13 protein-coding genes and 1 pseudogene are annotated in these 17,073 nt (G+C 66.1%); 11 read left to right on the top strand and 3 right to left on the bottom strand.

Going from position 1 to position 17,073, the window contains the following annotated elements; genetic code table 11:
* Nucleotides 1–3,093: acetyl-CoA carboxylase family protein (locus A5777_RS11090; RefSeq protein WP_064862702.1), on the top strand; the 3,093-nt coding region annotated here is incomplete at its 5' end.
* A 109-nt stretch (nt 3,094–3,202) separates the two neighbouring features.
* Here the strand turns inward: A5777_RS11090 and A5777_RS11095 are convergent.
* From A5777_RS11095 to A5777_RS11105, 3 genes are read right to left on the bottom strand one after another with little or no spacing between them, the layout of a single operon-like run.
* Nucleotides 3,203–4,210, bottom strand: coding sequence for an NADP-dependent oxidoreductase (locus tag A5777_RS11095; RefSeq protein ID WP_064862703.1), 1,008 nt, complete (start codon nt 4,208–4,210; stop codon nt 3,203–3,205).
* A complete protein-coding gene (locus tag A5777_RS11100; RefSeq protein ID WP_064862704.1) occupies nt 4,207–5,718 on the bottom strand; it encodes an AMP-binding protein in 1,512 nt (503 codons plus the stop codon). The genes A5777_RS11095 and A5777_RS11100 overlap by 4 nt, the downstream gene beginning before the upstream one ends.
* 47 nt (nt 5,719–5,765) lie before the next feature.
* A complete protein-coding gene (locus A5777_RS11105) occupies nt 5,766–6,242 on the bottom strand; it encodes a MaoC family dehydratase (RefSeq protein WP_064862710.1) in 477 nt (158 codons plus the stop codon).
* Nucleotides 6,243–6,443: 201 nt separating this feature from the next.
* Here A5777_RS11105 and A5777_RS11110 point away from each other — a divergent pair, with 201 nt between their 5' ends.
* From A5777_RS11110 to A5777_RS11155, 10 genes and pseudogenes are all read left to right on the top strand, one after another.
* Nucleotides 6,444–7,205, top strand: coding sequence for an SDR family oxidoreductase (locus A5777_RS11110; RefSeq protein ID WP_064862705.1), 762 nt, complete (start codon nt 6,444–6,446; stop codon nt 7,203–7,205).
* A 97-nt stretch (nt 7,206–7,302) separates the two neighbouring features.
* Entirely contained in the window at nt 7,303–8,055 is a 753-nt protein-coding gene (locus A5777_RS11115; protein WP_064862706.1) for an SDR family oxidoreductase, read from the top strand.
* A 52-nt stretch (nt 8,056–8,107) separates the two neighbouring features.
* Nucleotides 8,108–9,315: pseudogene (locus A5777_RS11120) on the top strand (acyl-CoA dehydrogenase family protein).
* Nucleotides 9,316–9,377: 62 nt separating this feature from the next.
* The gene (locus tag A5777_RS11125; RefSeq protein ID WP_064862707.1) at nt 9,378–10,502 is read left to right on the top strand and encodes an acyl-CoA dehydrogenase family protein; all 1,125 of its coding nucleotides are present in this window, start codon (nt 9,378–9,380) and stop codon (nt 10,500–10,502) included.
* Nucleotides 10,503–10,581: 79 nt separating this feature from the next.
* Nucleotides 10,582–11,565, top strand: a complete 984-nt coding sequence (locus A5777_RS11130; protein WP_005202179.1) for an NADPH:quinone oxidoreductase family protein — start codon at nt 10,582–10,584, stop codon at nt 11,563–11,565.
* A gap of 69 nt (nt 11,566–11,634) precedes the next feature.
* Complete coding sequence (locus A5777_RS11135) at nt 11,635–12,837, top strand: acetyl-CoA C-acyltransferase (RefSeq protein WP_064862708.1); 1,203 nt, start codon at nt 11,635–11,637, stop codon at nt 12,835–12,837.
* A gap of 83 nt (nt 12,838–12,920) precedes the next feature.
* The gene (locus A5777_RS11140) at nt 12,921–13,604 is read left to right on the top strand and encodes a TetR family transcriptional regulator (protein WP_005202172.1); all 684 of its coding nucleotides are present in this window, start codon (nt 12,921–12,923) and stop codon (nt 13,602–13,604) included.
* A 161-nt stretch (nt 13,605–13,765) separates the two neighbouring features.
* Complete coding sequence (sfnG, locus tag A5777_RS11145; protein WP_064862711.1) at nt 13,766–14,875, top strand: dimethylsulfone monooxygenase SfnG; 1,110 nt, start codon at nt 13,766–13,768, stop codon at nt 14,873–14,875.
* A 107-nt stretch (nt 14,876–14,982) separates the two neighbouring features.
* The gene (locus tag A5777_RS11150) at nt 14,983–16,215 is read left to right on the top strand and encodes an SfnB family sulfur acquisition oxidoreductase (protein WP_064862709.1); all 1,233 of its coding nucleotides are present in this window, start codon (nt 14,983–14,985) and stop codon (nt 16,213–16,215) included.
* Nucleotides 16,216–16,333: 118 nt separating this feature from the next.
* The gene (locus tag A5777_RS11155; protein WP_197502353.1) at nt 16,334–17,032 is read left to right on the top strand and encodes a hypothetical protein; all 699 of its coding nucleotides are present in this window, start codon (nt 16,334–16,336) and stop codon (nt 17,030–17,032) included.
* The last annotated feature ends 41 nt before the right edge of the window (nt 17,033–17,073 follow it).

A 17,073-nucleotide genomic window follows, 5' to 3' on the forward strand; every position in this document is an offset into this window, starting at 1 on the left:
GCGCAGCGCACCGGCGCCACCTTTGTCCATCCCGGATACGGATTCCTCAGTGAGGAGCCACGTTTGGCGCGCGCCTGTGCTGCCGCCGGTCTGCGGTTCGTTGGTCCGTCGGCACAAGCCCTCGAGACGTTCGGCGACAAGGCGTCGGCCCGACGAGCAGCGATCGCTGCAGAGGTGCCGGTCCTCGACGCCACCGAGAGCGGGGTCGACGAGGCGCAGGTCGCCCAACTGCTCGCCGCGCACCCGTCGGGCGTGATGATCAAAGCGGTGGCAGGCGGTGGCGGTCGCGGCATGCGCGAGGTCACCTCTGCCGACCAGATCGGCGACGCGATGAAGACGTGTGCCGCCGAGGCACTGGCGGGATTCGGCAACGCGGACCTGTTTGCCGAGGAGCTGTGCGGCTCGGCGCGGCACATCGAGGTGCAGATCATCTCGGCTGAGTCCAGCTCGGGGACAACGGCATCTGGAACCACGGCATCTGGAACTACGGCACTCGCGCTCGGTGATCGCGACTGCAGTGTGCAGCGCAGACATCAGAAGCTCATCGAGATCGCACCGGCACAACACCTCTCCGACGAGATGCGTGCCGGGCTGCACGCGTGCGCGGCACGGCTGTGTGCCGCCAACGGATATCGCGGGCTGGCGACGGTCGAGTTCCTCGTCGCGGGAGATCGATTCGTCTTCCTCGAGGTCAATCCGCGAATTCAGGTGGAGCACACCATCACCGAAGAGGTGACCGGTTGCGACCTCGTCGAGATCGGGTTGGCCATCGCCGCAGACCGGCGCTTCGGAGAGCTGGGGCTACCCGCGGGCATCACCTCCGACGGTGAAGCCGTGACCGGAACACCCGTGGAGACGGCGGGTGTCGCGATCCAGGCGCGCGTGAACATGGAGACCACAACCCCGGATGGCACGACGGTGCCGCAATCGGGCACGTTGCGGTCGTTCTCAGCACCAACGGGACCTGGGGTGCGGGTGGACACGTTCGGGCGGCCGGGCCTCACGACGAGCCCGCGCTACGATTCGTTGCTCGCCAAGGTGATCGGCCACACCGCGCGGGGTGATTTCACCATCGCGACGCGCAAGACCGCCGATGCGTTGGGCGAATTCGTCATCGACGGCGTCGCGACCAACGTCGGCCTGCTACGCGCGATACTCGGCGACAAGGCATTCGGCGCAGGCTCGGTCACGACGGGATACCTCGGCGAGCACATCGACGAACTGGTCGCGCGTGCAACCGAATTCGACACCGCAGGCGCGGCCGCGCCGACCGCCGACGACGCCGAGGCGCCGGTCCTCGACGTCGAACTCGCCGACGGCGAGGACGTGCTGGTGGCCCCGATGTCCGGGGTGGTCGTCGAGGTGGCGGAGGCGGGCGTCGCCGCAGCGCCCGGTACGGCACTCGTCGTGCTGGAAGCGATGAAGATGCAGCACACCGTGTCGGTGCCCACCGCGGCAACACTGATCCGGGCGCTGGTCGAACCGGGTCAGGCCGTCGCAACCGGTCGACCGTTGGCGGTCGTCGGAGCTGCCGGCGGTGATGCAGATGTCGAGACTCGCGCCGAGATCGACCCGGACCACATCCGGCCCGATCTCGCCGAGATCAACGCGCGGCACGAGGTGACGCTCGACGGCGCGCGTCCCGACGCGGTTGCCAAGCGCCACCGAATCGGTCGACGTACCGCTCGCGAGAACATCACCGACCTCGTCGACGAGGGCAGCTTCGTCGAATACGGGGCGTTGGCTCTTGCAGCCCAGCGCACGCGCCGCACCGAAGAAGACCTCGTTGCGAACACTCCCGCCGACGGACTGGTTGGCGGCGTGGCGACGATCGGCGCCGACCGGTTTGGTGCCAAAGCTGCTGAAGCAGTGGTGATCTCGTACGACTACACGGTGCTGGCGGGCACCCAGGGAATGCGCAACCACGCCAAGACCGATCGCCTGATCGAGCTGGCCAAGCGTAAGAACGTTCCACTGGTCCTCTTCGCCGAGGGCGGTGGCGGCCGACCGGGCGATACCGATGCCAACGGTGCGGCGGGCCTGGAGCTCAACACGTTTCGCGAGATGGCCTCACTGCGCGGCCGGGTGCCGACGATCGCTGTTGTCTCAGGACGGTGTTTCGCGGGCAATGCCGCACTCGCCGGAGCGTGTGACGTCCTCATCGCCACACCCGAAGCCAACATCGGTATGGGCGGTCCGGCAATGGTCGAGGGCGGTGGTCTCGGTGTCTTCCGTCCCGAGGACATCGGTCCGGTCGAGCTGCAGCGCCGCAACGGCGTTGTGCATATCGCGGCGCGCGACGAAGCCGACGCCGTCGATCTGGCACGGCGATACCTGGCGTACTTCCAGGGCGACGTCGTCGACTGGGACGCGCCGGACACCAGGCTCTCCCGACACGTGGTACCCGAGAATCGCCTGCGCGCCTACGACGTTCGCGAGGCGATCGACTCCATTGCGGATCGCGCCTCAACGCTCGAGGTGCGGGCCGACTACGGCATGGGAGTCGTCACCGCCCTGATCCGAGTCGAAGGCGTGGCATACGGAGTGGTCGCGAACTCGAGTGCGCACCTCGGCGGCGCGATCGACGCGGAGGCCGCCGACAAGACTGCCGACTTCCTGGAAATGTGCGAAGCACACAGGCTCCCAGTGGTGACCCTCTGTGACACACCGGGATTCATGGTGGGGCCGGATTCGGAGGAGCATGCAACCGTGCGCCGGTTCTCACGGTTGTTCGTCGCCGGTGCGCGGCTGACTGTGCCGTTGGGAACGATCATCCTGCGCAAGGGCTACGGTCTCGGTGCGATGGCAATGGCGGGCGGCTCGTTCCACGCACCGCAGTTCACCGTCGCGTGGCCGACGGGCGAGATCGGACCGATGGGACTGGAGGGTTCGGTACGACTCGGATTCCGAAAGGAGCTCGAGGCGATCGATGATCCTGCCGAGCGGGACGCGTTGTTCGCCGAGTTGGTGGCGAAAGCGTACGAGCACGGCAAGGCGCTGCACTCCGCCACGACCTTCGAACTCGACGATGTGATCGATCCCGCCGACTCACGGGCGTGGATTCGTCAGCTCGGTCGTCAGCGACACCAGTAAGAGCGGAACAACAGAACAGCGTGAGAAAACCCAGAGCGGGGGAGGAAATCTCCTCCCCCGCTCTGGGTTTCGTACGAAACGGTTACACCCCTTGGGGGGCCCGATCGGGCTAACGGATCTGCAACACCAGCTTGCCCGTGTTGGCTCCAGAGAACAGCATGGCGAGAGTGTCGCCGAACGCCGTGATGTCGCCCTTCTCGACCTGCTCGGCCGCGGTGATCTGACCCGACCGAATCCAGGCTTGCAATGCGGCCTGAGCCTCCGGGTAGCGACGCCGGTAGTCGAAGATGATGAATCCGGCCATCGACGCGCGGTTGATCAACAGCGACAGGTAGCGCGACGGTCCGGGTAGGGGCGTCGTGGCGTTGTACCCCGAGATCGCTCCGCAGATCGCCACCCGTGCGTGTGTACGCAGCTGTGCCAGAGCCGAATTGAGCACATCGCCACCGACATTGTCGAAGTACACGTCGATGCCCTTGGGAGCGGCCGCACGCAGCGGTCTGCCGATGGAGCCCTGCTTGTAGTCGATGGCGGCGTCGAATCCGAGTTCGTCGGTCAGCCATGAGCACTTGCGCTCGCCACCGGCCACCCCGATCACCCTGCAGCCCATAAGCTTTGCGATCTGGCCGGCGACGCTACCGACGGCGCCCGCCGCGCCCGAGATCAGCACTGTGTCGCCAGGCTTCGTCTGTGCGACGTCGAGCAGCCCGAAATACGCTGTCATTCCGGGGAATCCGAGCGCGCCGAGCCAGGTCGGTGCAGGCGCGAGATCGGTATCGACCACCATGATGTCGTGGCCGTCGGACACGGCGTACTCCTGCGCACCGAACGGTCCGGACACCACGGTGTCCACGGGATACTTGTCATTCTCCGACGCCACGACGGTGCCGACGGCGTGTGCGCGCATGACCTCGCCGATACCCACCGGGGGGATGTACGACGGCACGTCGTCGAGCCAACCGCGCATGGCGGGATCGACTGAGACATAGTCGACGGCGACCACGAACTCGCCCGCCGACGGTTGTGGGATCGGTTCTTCGGTGACGGTGAAGGTGTTCTCGTCGATCTCACCCGTGGGTCGAGCCGCGAGTCTGATCTGGCGGTTGACTGCACTCATGCGGTGGTCCTCCTCAGGGCCGTGCGATCAATGTTGCGTTTGAGGATCTTTCCGGTCGATCCCTTGGGTAGCTCGTCGACGAACAAGACCATGCGGGGAATCTTGTAGGCGGACAACCGCTCTCGACACCACGACTCGATATCCTCGTGCGTGGTTGTTGCTCCCGGCGTCAGTACGACGACCGCCGCGACTTCTTCGCCGTAGTGGCTGTCGGGGACGCCGACGACTGCCGCTTCGACCACATCCGGATGCTGGTAGAGGATCTCCTCGACCTCGCCGGGATAGACGTTGTAGCCACCACGGATGATCAGATCCTTCACGCGGTCGACGATCCGTAGATCACCGTCGACGTCGATCTCGCCGAGATCGCCTGTGCGGAACCAACCGTTGTGCGACAGTGCCGCGGCGGTCGCCTCGTCATTGCGCCAGTAACCCCTGAACACCATGTCGCCCGCGATGAACACCTCACCGACGACGCCCGGTGCGCACACGGCCCCGTCGGCGTCGCGTACCTCGACGCGCATGCGCGGCACCACGGCGCCGGTGCTACCGATCTTTCCGCCGCGGTCGATGTCGTTGAACGTCGCCATCGCGGTGGTCTCGGTCAACCCGTAGCCCTCGAGCAGGGTGCACCCGAAGCGCTCCTCGAAGGCGCGTGCGATCTCCCCGGGCAGCGACGCTCCGCCGGAGACGGCAACGCGCAGATGTGCAAAACCTTCGCCGTCCGCTTCCGTCGCCTCGTGCAGCATCGCGTTCCACATGGTCGGTACGCCGCACATCACTGTCAGCCGATCGCGGGCGAGCATGTCGATCATTCCGCGCGGGGTGAACCGGCTCAGCAGCGACATTGATGCGCCCGTGGTGAAGGCCGCCATCATCACCGACGCCTGACCGAAGACGTGGAACAGCGGCAGTCCGGTACCCAATCTGTCGTCTGCGGTGCCCCTGCTGACCTCGCCTGCCACCTCTCCGGCCGACAGCAGGTTCTTGACCGTCAGCTCGGCGCCTTTGGGCTTTCCGGTGGTGCCAGAGGTGTAGAGCAGGGCGGCGGTCTCGTCGGGTGCGCGGTCGACGGGGGTCTCCAGCGGTGTCGCGGTCGCGTTGCCCGGACTCGCCGTAGCGGCGTCGAGTTGCCACGAGGGAACACCGGCCTGCACTGCGGCATCGGCGACTGCTGGGCCGAGCGTGACGTGCCCGATGGCCAGTGACGCCTGCGAGTTGCTGAGGAAGTAGCCGACCTCTGCGGCGGTGGACATCGTGTTGACGGTGATCACGGTGGCGCCGAGCGCCTGAATGCCCATGTAGGCAATCGCGAACTCGGGGACTGAGGGTGCCGCGAGCAGCACACGATCTCCGCGTCGGATGCCCGCATCACGCAGCGCCCCGGCATAGGCCAACGCCGCGTCGTAGAACTCTCCGTAGGTCAGTGACGTCGAGTCACCGAGAAGAGCTGTCGCATCGGGCCGTGTCGTCGCGTGACGCGCGACGGGATCGATGAGATTGACCATGGGAGTTGCCTTTCAGATCAAAGTGGGTGGACACGTCGTCTCGCCCGTCAGGAAGCGGCGACGACCCGGGCGATCGACTCGGCGACCATCACCGGCTTGTCGGAGCCCTCACGCTCCATGACCTGCGACGTCACGACCTGGATGCCACCGGATACCTCGTCGGCGGACACGACGGTGACGCGCATACGCACGCGCGAACCGACGGGTACGGGAGCGGGGAAACGGACCTTGTTGTAGCCGTAGTTGAGGCTGTGCGCGAAACCGTCGAACTTGATCAACTGGCTCGACAGGTGCGGTCCGAGGGACAGGGTGAGCAGGCCGTGTGCGATCGTCCCGCCGAGGTCGCTGGCGGCGGCGCGCTCGGTGTCGAGGTGAATCCACTGGTGGTCGTCGGTGGCGTCGGCGAAGGCATTCACCCGGTGCTGCTCCACGGCGTACCACGGCGTCGGCCCCAGTTCGGTTCCGACCAGCTCGGTGAGATCGGCGGCCGTGGTCGGGCGGACGGGCTGTGTTGCGGTGGTCAAGGTTCCTCCTGTGATCGGATCGCCTCGGGGCGATGTTGAATCTGAAATCACCTTCAACTATAGATGGTTGTCGAGACTGCGATCACGTTATGGGTCAGTTTGTGAGGGGGCGCTCTGCCTCGCGAGCACATTCTCAACGACGACGTCGACGACGACCCGAGGGGACGTCGGCCTGCTCACCACCGAAAGGATCTCTGCGCCATGACATCTCACGACCTCACCGGACGGACGGCACTGGTGTCCGGAGCCTCGCGCGGTATCGGCCTCGCCGCCGCGGTTGCACTGGCTGACGCCGGCGCCAACGTGGTCGTCACCTCGCGCAAGCAGGAGTCGGCCGACGCGGCGGCCGCTCAGATCGGACCTCGCGCGCTCGGCGTCGCGGCCCACGCTGTCGACGAAGATGCCGCGCAACGCTGCGTCGAACTCACGCTGGAGCGGTTCGGCAGCATCGACATCCTGGTCAACAACGCCGGGACCAACCCCGCCGCAGGCCCGCTCATCACCCAGGACCACGCACGATTCGCCAAGACCGTCGACGTGAACCTCTGGGCGCCCCTGCTGTGGACGAAGCTCGCCGTGCAGGCGTGGATGGGTGAGCACGGGGGATCGATCATCAACACCGCGTCGATCGGCGGGATGGTCCATGAGGCGAACATCGGTGTGTACAACACCACGAAATCGGCGCTGATCTACCTCACCGAGCAACTGTCGCTCGAATTGTCTCCGCGCATCCGGGTGAACGGCGTCGCGCCCGGCGTCGTCCGCACCAAGCTCGCCGAGGCGCTGTGGCGAGAGCACGAGCCGCAGGTTGCCGCTGCCACGCCGCTCGGCCGAATCGGCGAGCCCGAGGACATCGCGTCGGCCATCGTCTTTCTCGCCTCCGACGCGTCGTCGTGGATGACCGGCGAGGTGATGGTAATCGACGGCGGCCAACGACTCGGCGACGCCTCGCAGTACCGATAGTCCGCTCGGGGCACGACCACACATCAACGCTCACAACCACATTCACATACAGCACATTCTGAGATCGACCTCAATACCGAACAACGGAGGAAACACCATGAAGCAGAAGGTAGCGATCGTCACCGGAGCAGCGCGCGGAATCGGCGCCGCGATCGCGAAAAGGCTTGCCGACGACGGGCTTGCCGTCGCGGTGCTCGATCTCGACGCCGCGGCATGCGCCGACACCGTGGCCGCAATCACCGCGGGCGGCGGCAAGGCGATCGCCGTGGGCGCCGACGTCTCCGACGAGGCATCGGTCAGCGCGGCCGTAGAGAAGGTTGTCGCCGAACTCGGCGCGCCGACGGTTGTCGTCAACAATGCTGGCGTGCTTCGCGACAACCTCCTGTTCAAGATGAGCGTCGACGACTGGGACACGGTCATGGCGGTGCATCTGCGCGGTGCCTTCAACGTCAGCAAGGCAGCGCAGAAGTACATGGTCGACGCCGGATGGGGTCGGATCGTGAATCTGTCGAGCACCTCGGCGCTCGGTAACCGTGGTCAGGCCAACTACTCCGCGGCCAAGGCGGGCATGCAGGGCTTCACCAAGACGCTCGCGATCGAACTGGGCAAGTTCGGCGTGACGGCCAACGCCATCGCACCGGGATTCATCGAGACGGACATGACAGCGGCGACCGCCGCGCGGATGGGCGTCGACTTCGATGAGCTCAAGAAGGCCAGTGCCGCAGCGATTCCCGTCGCACGAACCGGAAAGCCGGAGGACATCGCACACACTGCCTCGTTTTTCATCTCCGAGGGAGCGGGATTCGTCTCCGGCCAGGTCGTCTACGTGGCCGGCGGACCGAAGGACTGACGGCACGCGCCTCGCCGATCACTCCACCGCTACCTGAAAGGATCGATGCCCAGTGCTCCAGGATGCTTCAGCGCCCGTATCCGACGACATCACCGCCGACCTCGACGCGCGCGTGACACAGCTGCTCGCCACCCATCCGCCGACCGAGACATCCGAAAGCGATTTCCTCGGTGCACGTTTCGATGCCGGACTGGCCTGGGTGCACTTCCCGGTCGGCCACGGTGGACTCGGAATCGCGCAGACCTATCAGGCCGGCGTGGATGCCGCGCTCGACGCGGCCGGTGCTCCGGGGCCCGCGCGCGGTCGCAACGGAATCGGACTGGGAATGGCGGCACCGACGATCGCCGCGCTCGGCACCGAGGAACAGCGCGCCCGTTTCCTACGTCCGCTCTACACAGGTGAACACATCTACTGCCAGTTGTTCAGCGAGCCGGGAGCGGGGTCGGACCTCGCAGGCGTGGCAACGCGTGCGGTACGCGACGGAGACTCGTGGGTGGTCAACGGTCAGAAGGTGTGGACATCGGGCGCGCACAACGCCCAGCGCGCAATCCTGGTGGCGCGCACCGACCCCGGCGCGGTGAAACACTCCGGGCTCACGTACTTCGTCGTCGACATGAGTGCGCCGGGTATCGAGATCCGGCCGCTGCGCCAGATCACCGGAGAAGCGGAGTTCAACGAGGTCTTCCTCACCGACGTCCGTGTGTCCGACGCCGACCGCATCAGCGACGTCGGCAACGGATGGCGGGTTGCCACCACGACTCTCAACAACGAGCGGGTTGCCATCGGCTCCGGTAATCCCCGGGAGGGCGGGATGATCGGCAAGCTCGCGCAGTGGTGGCGCCAGAATCCGGACGACCGCGAGCCCGCGGCATTGGATCGGGTGATGCAACTGTGGATCGACGCAGAGGTCACCCGCCTCGCCGGAGAACGCCTCCGCCAACAGCTCGCGGCGGGCCAACCGGGCCCCGAGGGCTCCGCGATGAAGCTGGCTTTTGCCCGTCAGGCACAAGCGATCTCGGGACTCAACTCGAGTTGGCAGGCGACGAAGGACTGCGCTACGACGACTGGACGTTGCGACGCCCGGACACCGTCGACTTCACCGGACGCGGGCCGGGATACCGATATCTGCGGGCAAAGGGCAACTCGATCGAGGGCGGAACGTCGGAGATCCTGCGCAACGTCGTGGCCGAGCGCGTGCTCGGCCTGCCGCCGGAACACCGCGTCGACAAGGGAATCGCATGGAAGGACCTACCACGGTGACCACAACCACAACCGCAACTGCTACTGCATCTGGCGCCGCGCCGACGACTGCACCGCAGTCTGTGCAACCGACGACTGCACCGCAGTCCGGGCAGCCGGACCTTGCCTATGGCGATACCGAGGAGGCGCTGCGTGCCGCGGTGCGCAGGCTCTTCGAGGACCGACTCGACCCTGCTGCGCTGTCGGCGAGCTACGACGAGCCGGCCATCGACACTGCTGCGTTCTGGAGGTCGCTTGCCGGTGAGATCGGCGTCGCGGGATTGCTTGTGCCCGAACGCCTCGGCGGCGCAGGGGCGACCGAGCGGGAGGCCGCTGTGGTCTTCGAGGAGATCGGTCGCGCCGTGGCGCCCACCCCGTTCCTGACGAGCGCGGTGCTCGCGACCGAGGCGCTCCTGCACGCGGGCGACGTAGACACGGTCAGTGCTCTCGCCGGGGGAGAGCAGACGGGCGCACTGTTGATTCCGTTCTCGACGACGCCGGGTGCCGTTGCGGCGTCGGTCGATGCTGTCGACGGCGTCCTGCACGGCAGGGTCGAGACGGTAGCCGGTGCGGCACAGGCGGATCTGCTCGTCATCCCGGTCAACGGACCGGACGGGCTGGAGCTGCATGTGGTGGCCGCCGATGCCACCGGAGTCGTCGTCGAACCCGTTGTGTCGCTGGATATGACGCGTCCGCTCGCGGACGTCGAGCTGGTCGGGGTCCGCGCCAATCGAGTCGACACCGCCGACGCTGCAACCGCGCTGACGGCGGCCGTCACCACCGCGGTGGCACTACTGGCCTCCGAACAGTACGGCGTGGCGCAGTGGTGCCTCGACACGACGCTCGCGTATGTCAAGGAGCGTCGACAGTTCGGCAGGGTGATCGGCTCGTACCAGGCGATCAAACACCGACTGGCAGACCTCTGGCTCGAAGTCAGTTCGGCACGCGCGGCAGCCCGCTATGCCGCCGACACCGCGGCGCACGGCGACCTCGATGCGACCATCGCTGCGCACATGGCGGCGTCGTATTGCGGAGACGTCGCCGTACGCGCTGCGGAGGAATGCGTGCAGCTTCACGGCGGTATCGGGATGACCTGGGAGTATCCGGCGCATCTCTACCTCAAACGGGCCAAGGCCGATCAACTCGCGTTCGGAACCGGCTACTGGCATCGCCGACGCCTCGCCGAACTGATCGACCTCGCAGCCTGACTCCTGCTCGTCGAAGGCGCGGCCCTCGGCACCGCCTATCCCACAACATCATTCGAAGTCCATAGAAGGAGACACATCCATGAAAGCCTGGCGCGTCAACGAACTCGGTGATCCCCGCGACGTTCTGACCCTAGAAGAGGTCGATACACCCACGGCAGGCCCCGGCGAGGTTCTGGTGAAAGTTCTTGCCACGCCGGCCAACTTCCCCGATGTCCTGCTCTGCCAGGGCAAGTACCAGATCAAACCGCCGCTGCCGTTCACGCCCGGCGTCGAACTGTGTGGTGAGGTTGTCGCCATCGGTGAGGGAGTCGATCGTGCCGTCGTCGGCGAGCGGGTCGTGGGAAACCCGAATCTGCCGGGCGGCGCGTTCGCCGAGTACGCGTTGATGAATCAGGCCAACGTCTTTCACGCTCCCGATGCACTCGACGACGCAGAGGCAGCCGCTCTGAGCATCGGCTACCAGACCGCATGGTTCGCGCTGCACCGTCGGACGCAGATCGCCGAGGGCGACTACCTGCTCGTGCACGCGGCCGCAGGAGGCGTCGGCAGTGCGGCAGTTCAATTGGGCAAGGCTGCGGGTGCGCAGGTCATCGGTGTCGTTGGTGGACCGGAAAAGGCTTTGTACGCCAAGGAACTCGGTGCAGACATCGTCGTCGATCGGCGCTCCGAGGACTTCGTGTCCGCGGTCAAGGAGTTCACCGGCGGACACGGCGCCGACATCGTCTTCGACCCGGTGGGCGGCGACGCGTACGCCGGATCGACCAAGTGCATCGCATTCGAGGGGCGCATTGTGGTGATCGGCTTCGCAGGAGGCACCATTCCGCAACCCGCACTCAACCATGCGTTGATCAAGAACTACTCGATCGTCGGGCTGCACTGGGGTCTCTACCAGACCAAGAACCCGGCGGTGATCGACGAGTGCCACGCCGAACTGACCAGGTTGGCCGACAAGGGTCTTGTCAAACCTCTTGTGGGCGAACGACTTGCGCTGTCCGCCGTTGCCGACGGTGTTGGTCGTCTTGGCGAGGGCACGACCGTCGGTCGCCTCGTGTTCATTCCCTGAGCCCGCCATACACCTCAAAGCAAAACACCAGCACGCGAGAAGCACCAGCACCAGAAAGAACGGACACTCATGCGCGAAGCAGTCATCGTCTCCACCGCACGCACCCCGATCGGCAGGGCGTACCGAGGAGCGTTCAACAACACCCAGGCACAAGAGCTCGCCGGGCACTCCATCGCACATGCGGTGTCGCGGGCAGGTATTGAGGGCGGCGAGGTCGAGGACGTCGTGCTCGGTGCCGCCATGCAGCAGGGCTCGACCGGGTTCAACATCGCCCGCCAGGCGCTGCTGCGTGCGGGACTGCCCAACTCGGTGTCGGGCATGAGCGTCGACCGGCAGTGCGCGTCCGGCCTGATGGCCATTGCGACGGCCGCCAAGCAGATCGTCGACGACGGCATGGAGATCGCCATCGGTGGCGGCGTCGAGTCGATCTCGTTGGTACAGAACGACCATGCGAACAACTACCGGGCTCAGGACCCGTGGCTCGTTGCCAATGTCGGCGACATCTACATGCCGATGCTGCAGACCGCGGAGATCGTCGCGGAACGGTACGGCGTCAGCCGGGAGCGCCAGGACGAGCTGGCACTGATCTCCCAGCAGCGAACAGCGGCAGCGCAGGAGGCCGGCCGGTTCGACGACGAGATCGTGCCGCTGCGGACCACCAAGCTGGTCGTCGACAAGGAAACGGGTGAAACGTCGGAGCAGGAGGTCATGCTCGATCGCGACGAGGGCAACCGTCCGTCGACGACGAGCGAGTCGCTCGCCGGTTTGCGCGCGGTGCTTCCCGACGGAGCGGTCACCGCGACGTCGACCGTCACGGCGGGAAATGCGTCGCAGTTGTCCGACGGCGCGTCGGCGTCGGTGTTGATGGAAGCCCGCGAAGCGTCACGACGTGGACTGGAACCGCTCGGTGTCTACCGGGGCATGGCTGTTGCGGGATGTGCACCCGACGAGATGGGGATCGGGCCGGTATTCGCGGTGCCGAAACTGCTCAAGCAGCACGGGCTGACCGTCGACGACATCGGTCTGTGGGAGCTCAACGAAGCTTTCGCGTCGCAGGCCCTCTACTGCCGCGACGAGATCGGTATCGATCCGGAGAGGTTCAACGTCGACGGCGGTGGTATCTCGGTCGGTCACCCGTACGGCATGACGGGTGCGCGGTGCGTCGGGCATGCGTTGACCGAGGGTCGTCGACGCGGCGTCCGCTATTGCGTGGTGACGATGTGTATCGGTGGAGGTATGGGCGCCGCTGGGCTGTTCGAGGTCGCCGGCTGAGTGGTCGCCGCGCCGGTGGCGGTGCGTCAGCGTGAGCGACGGCGGTGGGTCGGCCTGACCTGCGGCAAGATAAGCTCGGGCAGGTGACCAGGACTCGACGCTCCGGCTCCGCCCATGGCGGTCGGGAGGCTGACGCCGAGACTCGCGCCGATCGCAAGAACCGCACCCGGCAGGCGTTGATCAGTACAACCCTCGATCTCGTCGCCGAACGCAGCTTCGGAAGCATCAGCCTGCGGGAGGTCGCGCGGGGTGCAGGCATCGTCCCCACCGCGTTCTACCGGCACTTCGCGTCGATGGAAGACCTGGGCGTCACGCTCGTCGAGGACTCGATGCGAGTGCTGCGACGCACGTTGCGTGAAGGGCGTCGCGACCTCGCCGCGCGGCAGGCACTGCCGACCGCGAAGAACTCACTCGACATCCTCCTGCAGCACGTGCACGACAACGAGCCGGCGTTTCGTTTCCTGATCCGCGAACAGCACGGCGGTTTGGCGGAGATCAGGCGGGCCATCGACACCGAGTTGCGGTTGTTCTCGAAAGAATTGGCCATCGACCTGTCGCGGATACCCGACCTCGCCGACTGGACGGCTGACGACCTCGAACTCGCCGCGGAACTCATCGTGAGCATCATGCTGACCGCCGTCGCCGACATCCTCGACGGCGAGCACCGCGGCCGAGGCGCGGAGTCGGCGATCATCGAACGCACTCAGCGCCAGTTGGTCATCGTGTTCCTCGGTATGGCGCAGTGGGAGCCGTCCGACGACCGCTGACCATCCGACTCCGGAAAGGGGTCGTCGCGCAGGGAACAGGTCGGCGCATGTCGTCGACTTGAATCCATGCCGATTACAACTGTGGGCGGGTGTGGCGTCGTCGATGACACTGAACTCCGATTGTGTCCGAGAGCGGACGTCCGCCGAGCAACAGGAGTGTCATGTCCACCGAGAAGATCGCCGACGAGATCAAGTTCGCGTATTGGGTCCCGAACGTGTCCGGTGGGCTCGTGACGAGCGACATCGAGCAGCGGACCGGGTGGGACTTCGAGTACAACAAGCGTCTCGCGCAGACCGCCGAGAACAACGGATTCGAGTATGCGCTCAGCCAGGTGCGGTACGAGGCGAGCTACGGGGCCGAGTTCCAGCACGAGTCGACGTCGTTCAGCCTCGCGCTCCTCGGCGCGACCGAACGCCTGAAGCTGATCGCGGCCATTCACCCCGGACTGTGGCATCCCGCAGTGCTCGCCAAGTTCGGTGCGACCGCAGACATCTTGTCGGGCGGGCGTTTTGCGATCAACGTGGTGAGTGGTTGGTTCAAGGACGAGTTCACCCACCTCGGTGAGCCGTGGCTCGAGCACGACGAGCGCTACCGACGCAGCGGCGAATTCCTCGAGGTGATCCGCAAGATCTGGACCGAGGACAACGTCGACTACCGCGGAGACTTCTACCGCATCCACGACTTCACCCTCAAGCCCAAGCCGCTCAACACTCCGGAACGGCCCAATCCCGAACTGTTCCAAGGCGGTAACTCCACGGCGGCACGCAATAATGGTGGCCGCTACTCCGACTGGTACTTCTCCAACGGCAAAGATTTCGACGGTGTCACCGAGCAGCTCGACGATCTGCGTGCCGTGGCCCGCGCGCACAACCGCGAAGTGCGCTTCGGACTCAACGGATTCATCATCGCGCGAGACACCGAAGCGGAGGCGCGTGACACCCTGCGCGAGATCGTCGAGAAGGCGAACAAGCCTGCGGTGGAAGGCTTTCGGAGTGCGGTACAGCAGGCGGGCAGCTCGACCGGCGACAAGAAGGGCATGTGGGCCGACTCGTCGTTCGAGGATCTCGTGCAGTACAACGACGGCTTCCGCACGCAACTGATCGGTACACCGGAGCAGGTCGCCGAGCGGATCGTCGCGTACAAGAAGCTCGGCGTCGACCTCGTTCTCGGTGGATTCCTGCACTTCCAGGAGGAGATCGAGTACTTCGGCGAGCGTGTGCTGCCGCTGGTGCGCGAACTCGAGCTCGCCGAAAGCAGCGCGACGGTCTGACGGTGTCGACAGACCCCCACACATCAACGGCGACAGAAGGTTTGACTGCTCGGCCGGCAGAGACCGTACCGACTGCGGATCCAGTCGCCGTACCGACTGCGAATCCAGTGGTCGTACCGACCAGTGCTGCGGAGGCGTTGGCGAGGGCACGTGAGGTCGCGGCGCGGATCGAGGTCGACGCCGCGGTGCGCGACCGCGATCGCCGACTCCCGTACGCGGAGATCGACGAGCTGTCCGCGTCGGGGCTTCTCGCGATCACCGTCCCACAGCGGTTCGGCGGTCCCGACTTGGCGCCGAGCGTCGTCGCGGATGTCGCCCGACTACTCGCGGCCGCAGACCCCAACATCGCGCAGATTCCGCACAGCCACTTCGTCTATCTGAACCTGCTCCGCCTGGCCGCGCCGGATGCGTTGGCGCAGCGCATCTTCGGTCACGTTCTGCAGGGTGGCCGTGTCGCGAACGCACAGTCGGAGCGGGGTGGCAAGACCGTCGCGGACATCAACACCACGCTGCGTCGGCAAGGCGACCGCTTCGTGCTCGACGGCGAAAAGTTCTATGCGACAGGGTCGTTGTTCGCGCACACCCTGGCCGTACTGACGCGCTTGCCCGAGGGGGCCGAAACCGCGGAGTCCGAAACCGAAGAAGCCGCAGGCGGGTTCGAGCCGGGGGAGTACGTCGCATTCGTGGCGGCCGACGCTCCTGGGGTCGAGATCGTCGACGACTGGAATGGCCTCGGTCAGCGCACGACCGGCTCGGGGACCGTCAGGTTCGCCGGGGTCAACGTCGACCCGGGCGACCTCGTGGCTCGCGCACCGGCGGTCGCTCAACCGACCGGCTACGGCGCATTCGCCCAGCTACTGCACGTCGCGATCGACGTCGGTATCGCGCGCGGCGCACTCGACGCGGCCGCCGACTTCGTGCGCACGAAGTCGCGGCCGTGGTTCGAGGCAGGAGTCGAACGCGCAGACGCCGACCCGTTGACGGTGCAACGCTTCGGTGAGCTCGGCGTCGAGGTCGCGGCGGCAGAAGCGACGCTCGATGCGGCGAGTAGAGCTGTCGACGCGGCGACGGCCGAGGACGTCGACGATCCAGCGCTCACCGCTCAGGCGTCGATTGCCGTCGCTGTCGCCAAGGCCGTCGCCGACCGTGCGTCGAATTCGGTGAGTTCTGCGTTGTTCGAGGTTGCGGGCACGCGCAGCGCCTCCGCCGAGCTCTCGCTCGATCGGTTCTGGCGAAACGCCAGGACACACACGCTGCACGATCCGGTGCGCTGGAAGTACCAGCACATCGGTCGCTGGGTGTTGCGTGGGGAGAGCCCTCCGATTCACGGTGTGATCTGAGTGTGGACATCTGGGGCCACGTCATCTGAATGAGGGGTGTAGCTACGCTGATCCGGCGTGCATCATCTGCCATCCCGGATATTCTCTTCTCTATGTTCACGAATCGGACGTGGCCAGTGTGACTCCGACACCGCACGATCAGTCAGGTCCCGGGGGTGAGTATCCCGGGGGCGGTGATTCACGCTACGACCCCACCGGCCACGACCCCACCGGCGGCTACGACTCCGGCGACTACCGGAAGTCCACGAATGCGTATACGGATCCGTCGGGCTACCCGGGGACGTCACAGGATGCCGACCCGAGCGCCTATCAGCCGCCGATGTACGCCGACTACTCCTATCCGGAGCCGCCCCGTTCCGAACCGACCCAGCCTGGTCCCGCGTATCCATCGGCCCCCGCACCGATGTCGTACCCCCCGCCCGCTTACCCCCAGTCGGCCTACCCGCAGCAGTATCCGCCGCCTGGACGTTCGCAGGGTCGGGACAAGTCGTTGCTGATCGTGCTGATCTGCGTTGCCGCTCTGGTGATCATCGGCCTGCTCATCGTCGGCGCGTACTTCCTGCTCAATCGGAGCTCGGATTCGTCGACCGACACGCAGTCGACGCCCACAGTCACGCAGACGGTTAATCCGGCGCCGACCTCCACCGTGACGGTCGCGCCGCCTGCGACCCCGCCGCCGGGAGCGGTCAGTTGCGGCGCCGGAGTGTCGGCGGGTACGTCGGTGACGAGTTGCTCGTTCGCGCAGGCAGTCCGGGACGAGTATCTGCGCACCGGGGTTAAGCCTCGATCCACCGATTCGTATTCGTTTGGGCGGTGAGGGATAGACGAAATGCCCTGTCTGAGTGACAGAATGGGAAT

Origin of the sequence: Gordonia sp. 852002-10350_SCH5691597 (genome assembly GCF_001665715.1) — a bacterium.
In the GTDB taxonomy this organism is placed as follows: Bacteria; Actinomycetota; Actinomycetes; order Mycobacteriales; family Mycobacteriaceae; genus Gordonia; species Gordonia sputi.

Excerpts from the sequence above, each read along its gene's own strand:
- A5777_RS11095 (WP_064862703.1), bottom strand. The coding sequence starts at position 4,210 with ATGAGTGCAGTCAACCGCCAGATCAGACTCGCGGCTCGACCCACGGGT.
- A5777_RS11100 (WP_064862704.1), bottom strand. The coding sequence starts at position 5,718 with ATGGTCAATCTCATCGATCCCGTCGCGCGTCACGCGACGACACGGCCC.
- A5777_RS11110 (WP_064862705.1), top strand. The coding sequence starts at position 6,444 with ATGACATCTCACGACCTCACCGGACGGACGGCACTGGTGTCCGGAGCC.
- A5777_RS11115 (WP_064862706.1), top strand. The coding sequence starts at position 7,303 with ATGAAGCAGAAGGTAGCGATCGTCACCGGAGCAGCGCGCGGAATCGGC.
- A5777_RS11130 (WP_005202179.1), top strand. The coding sequence starts at position 10,582 with ATGAAAGCCTGGCGCGTCAACGAACTCGGTGATCCCCGCGACGTTCTG.
- A5777_RS11135 (WP_064862708.1), top strand. The coding sequence starts at position 11,635 with ATGCGCGAAGCAGTCATCGTCTCCACCGCACGCACCCCGATCGGCAGG.
- sfnG (WP_064862711.1), top strand. The coding sequence starts at position 13,766 with ATGTCCACCGAGAAGATCGCCGACGAGATCAAGTTCGCGTATTGGGTC.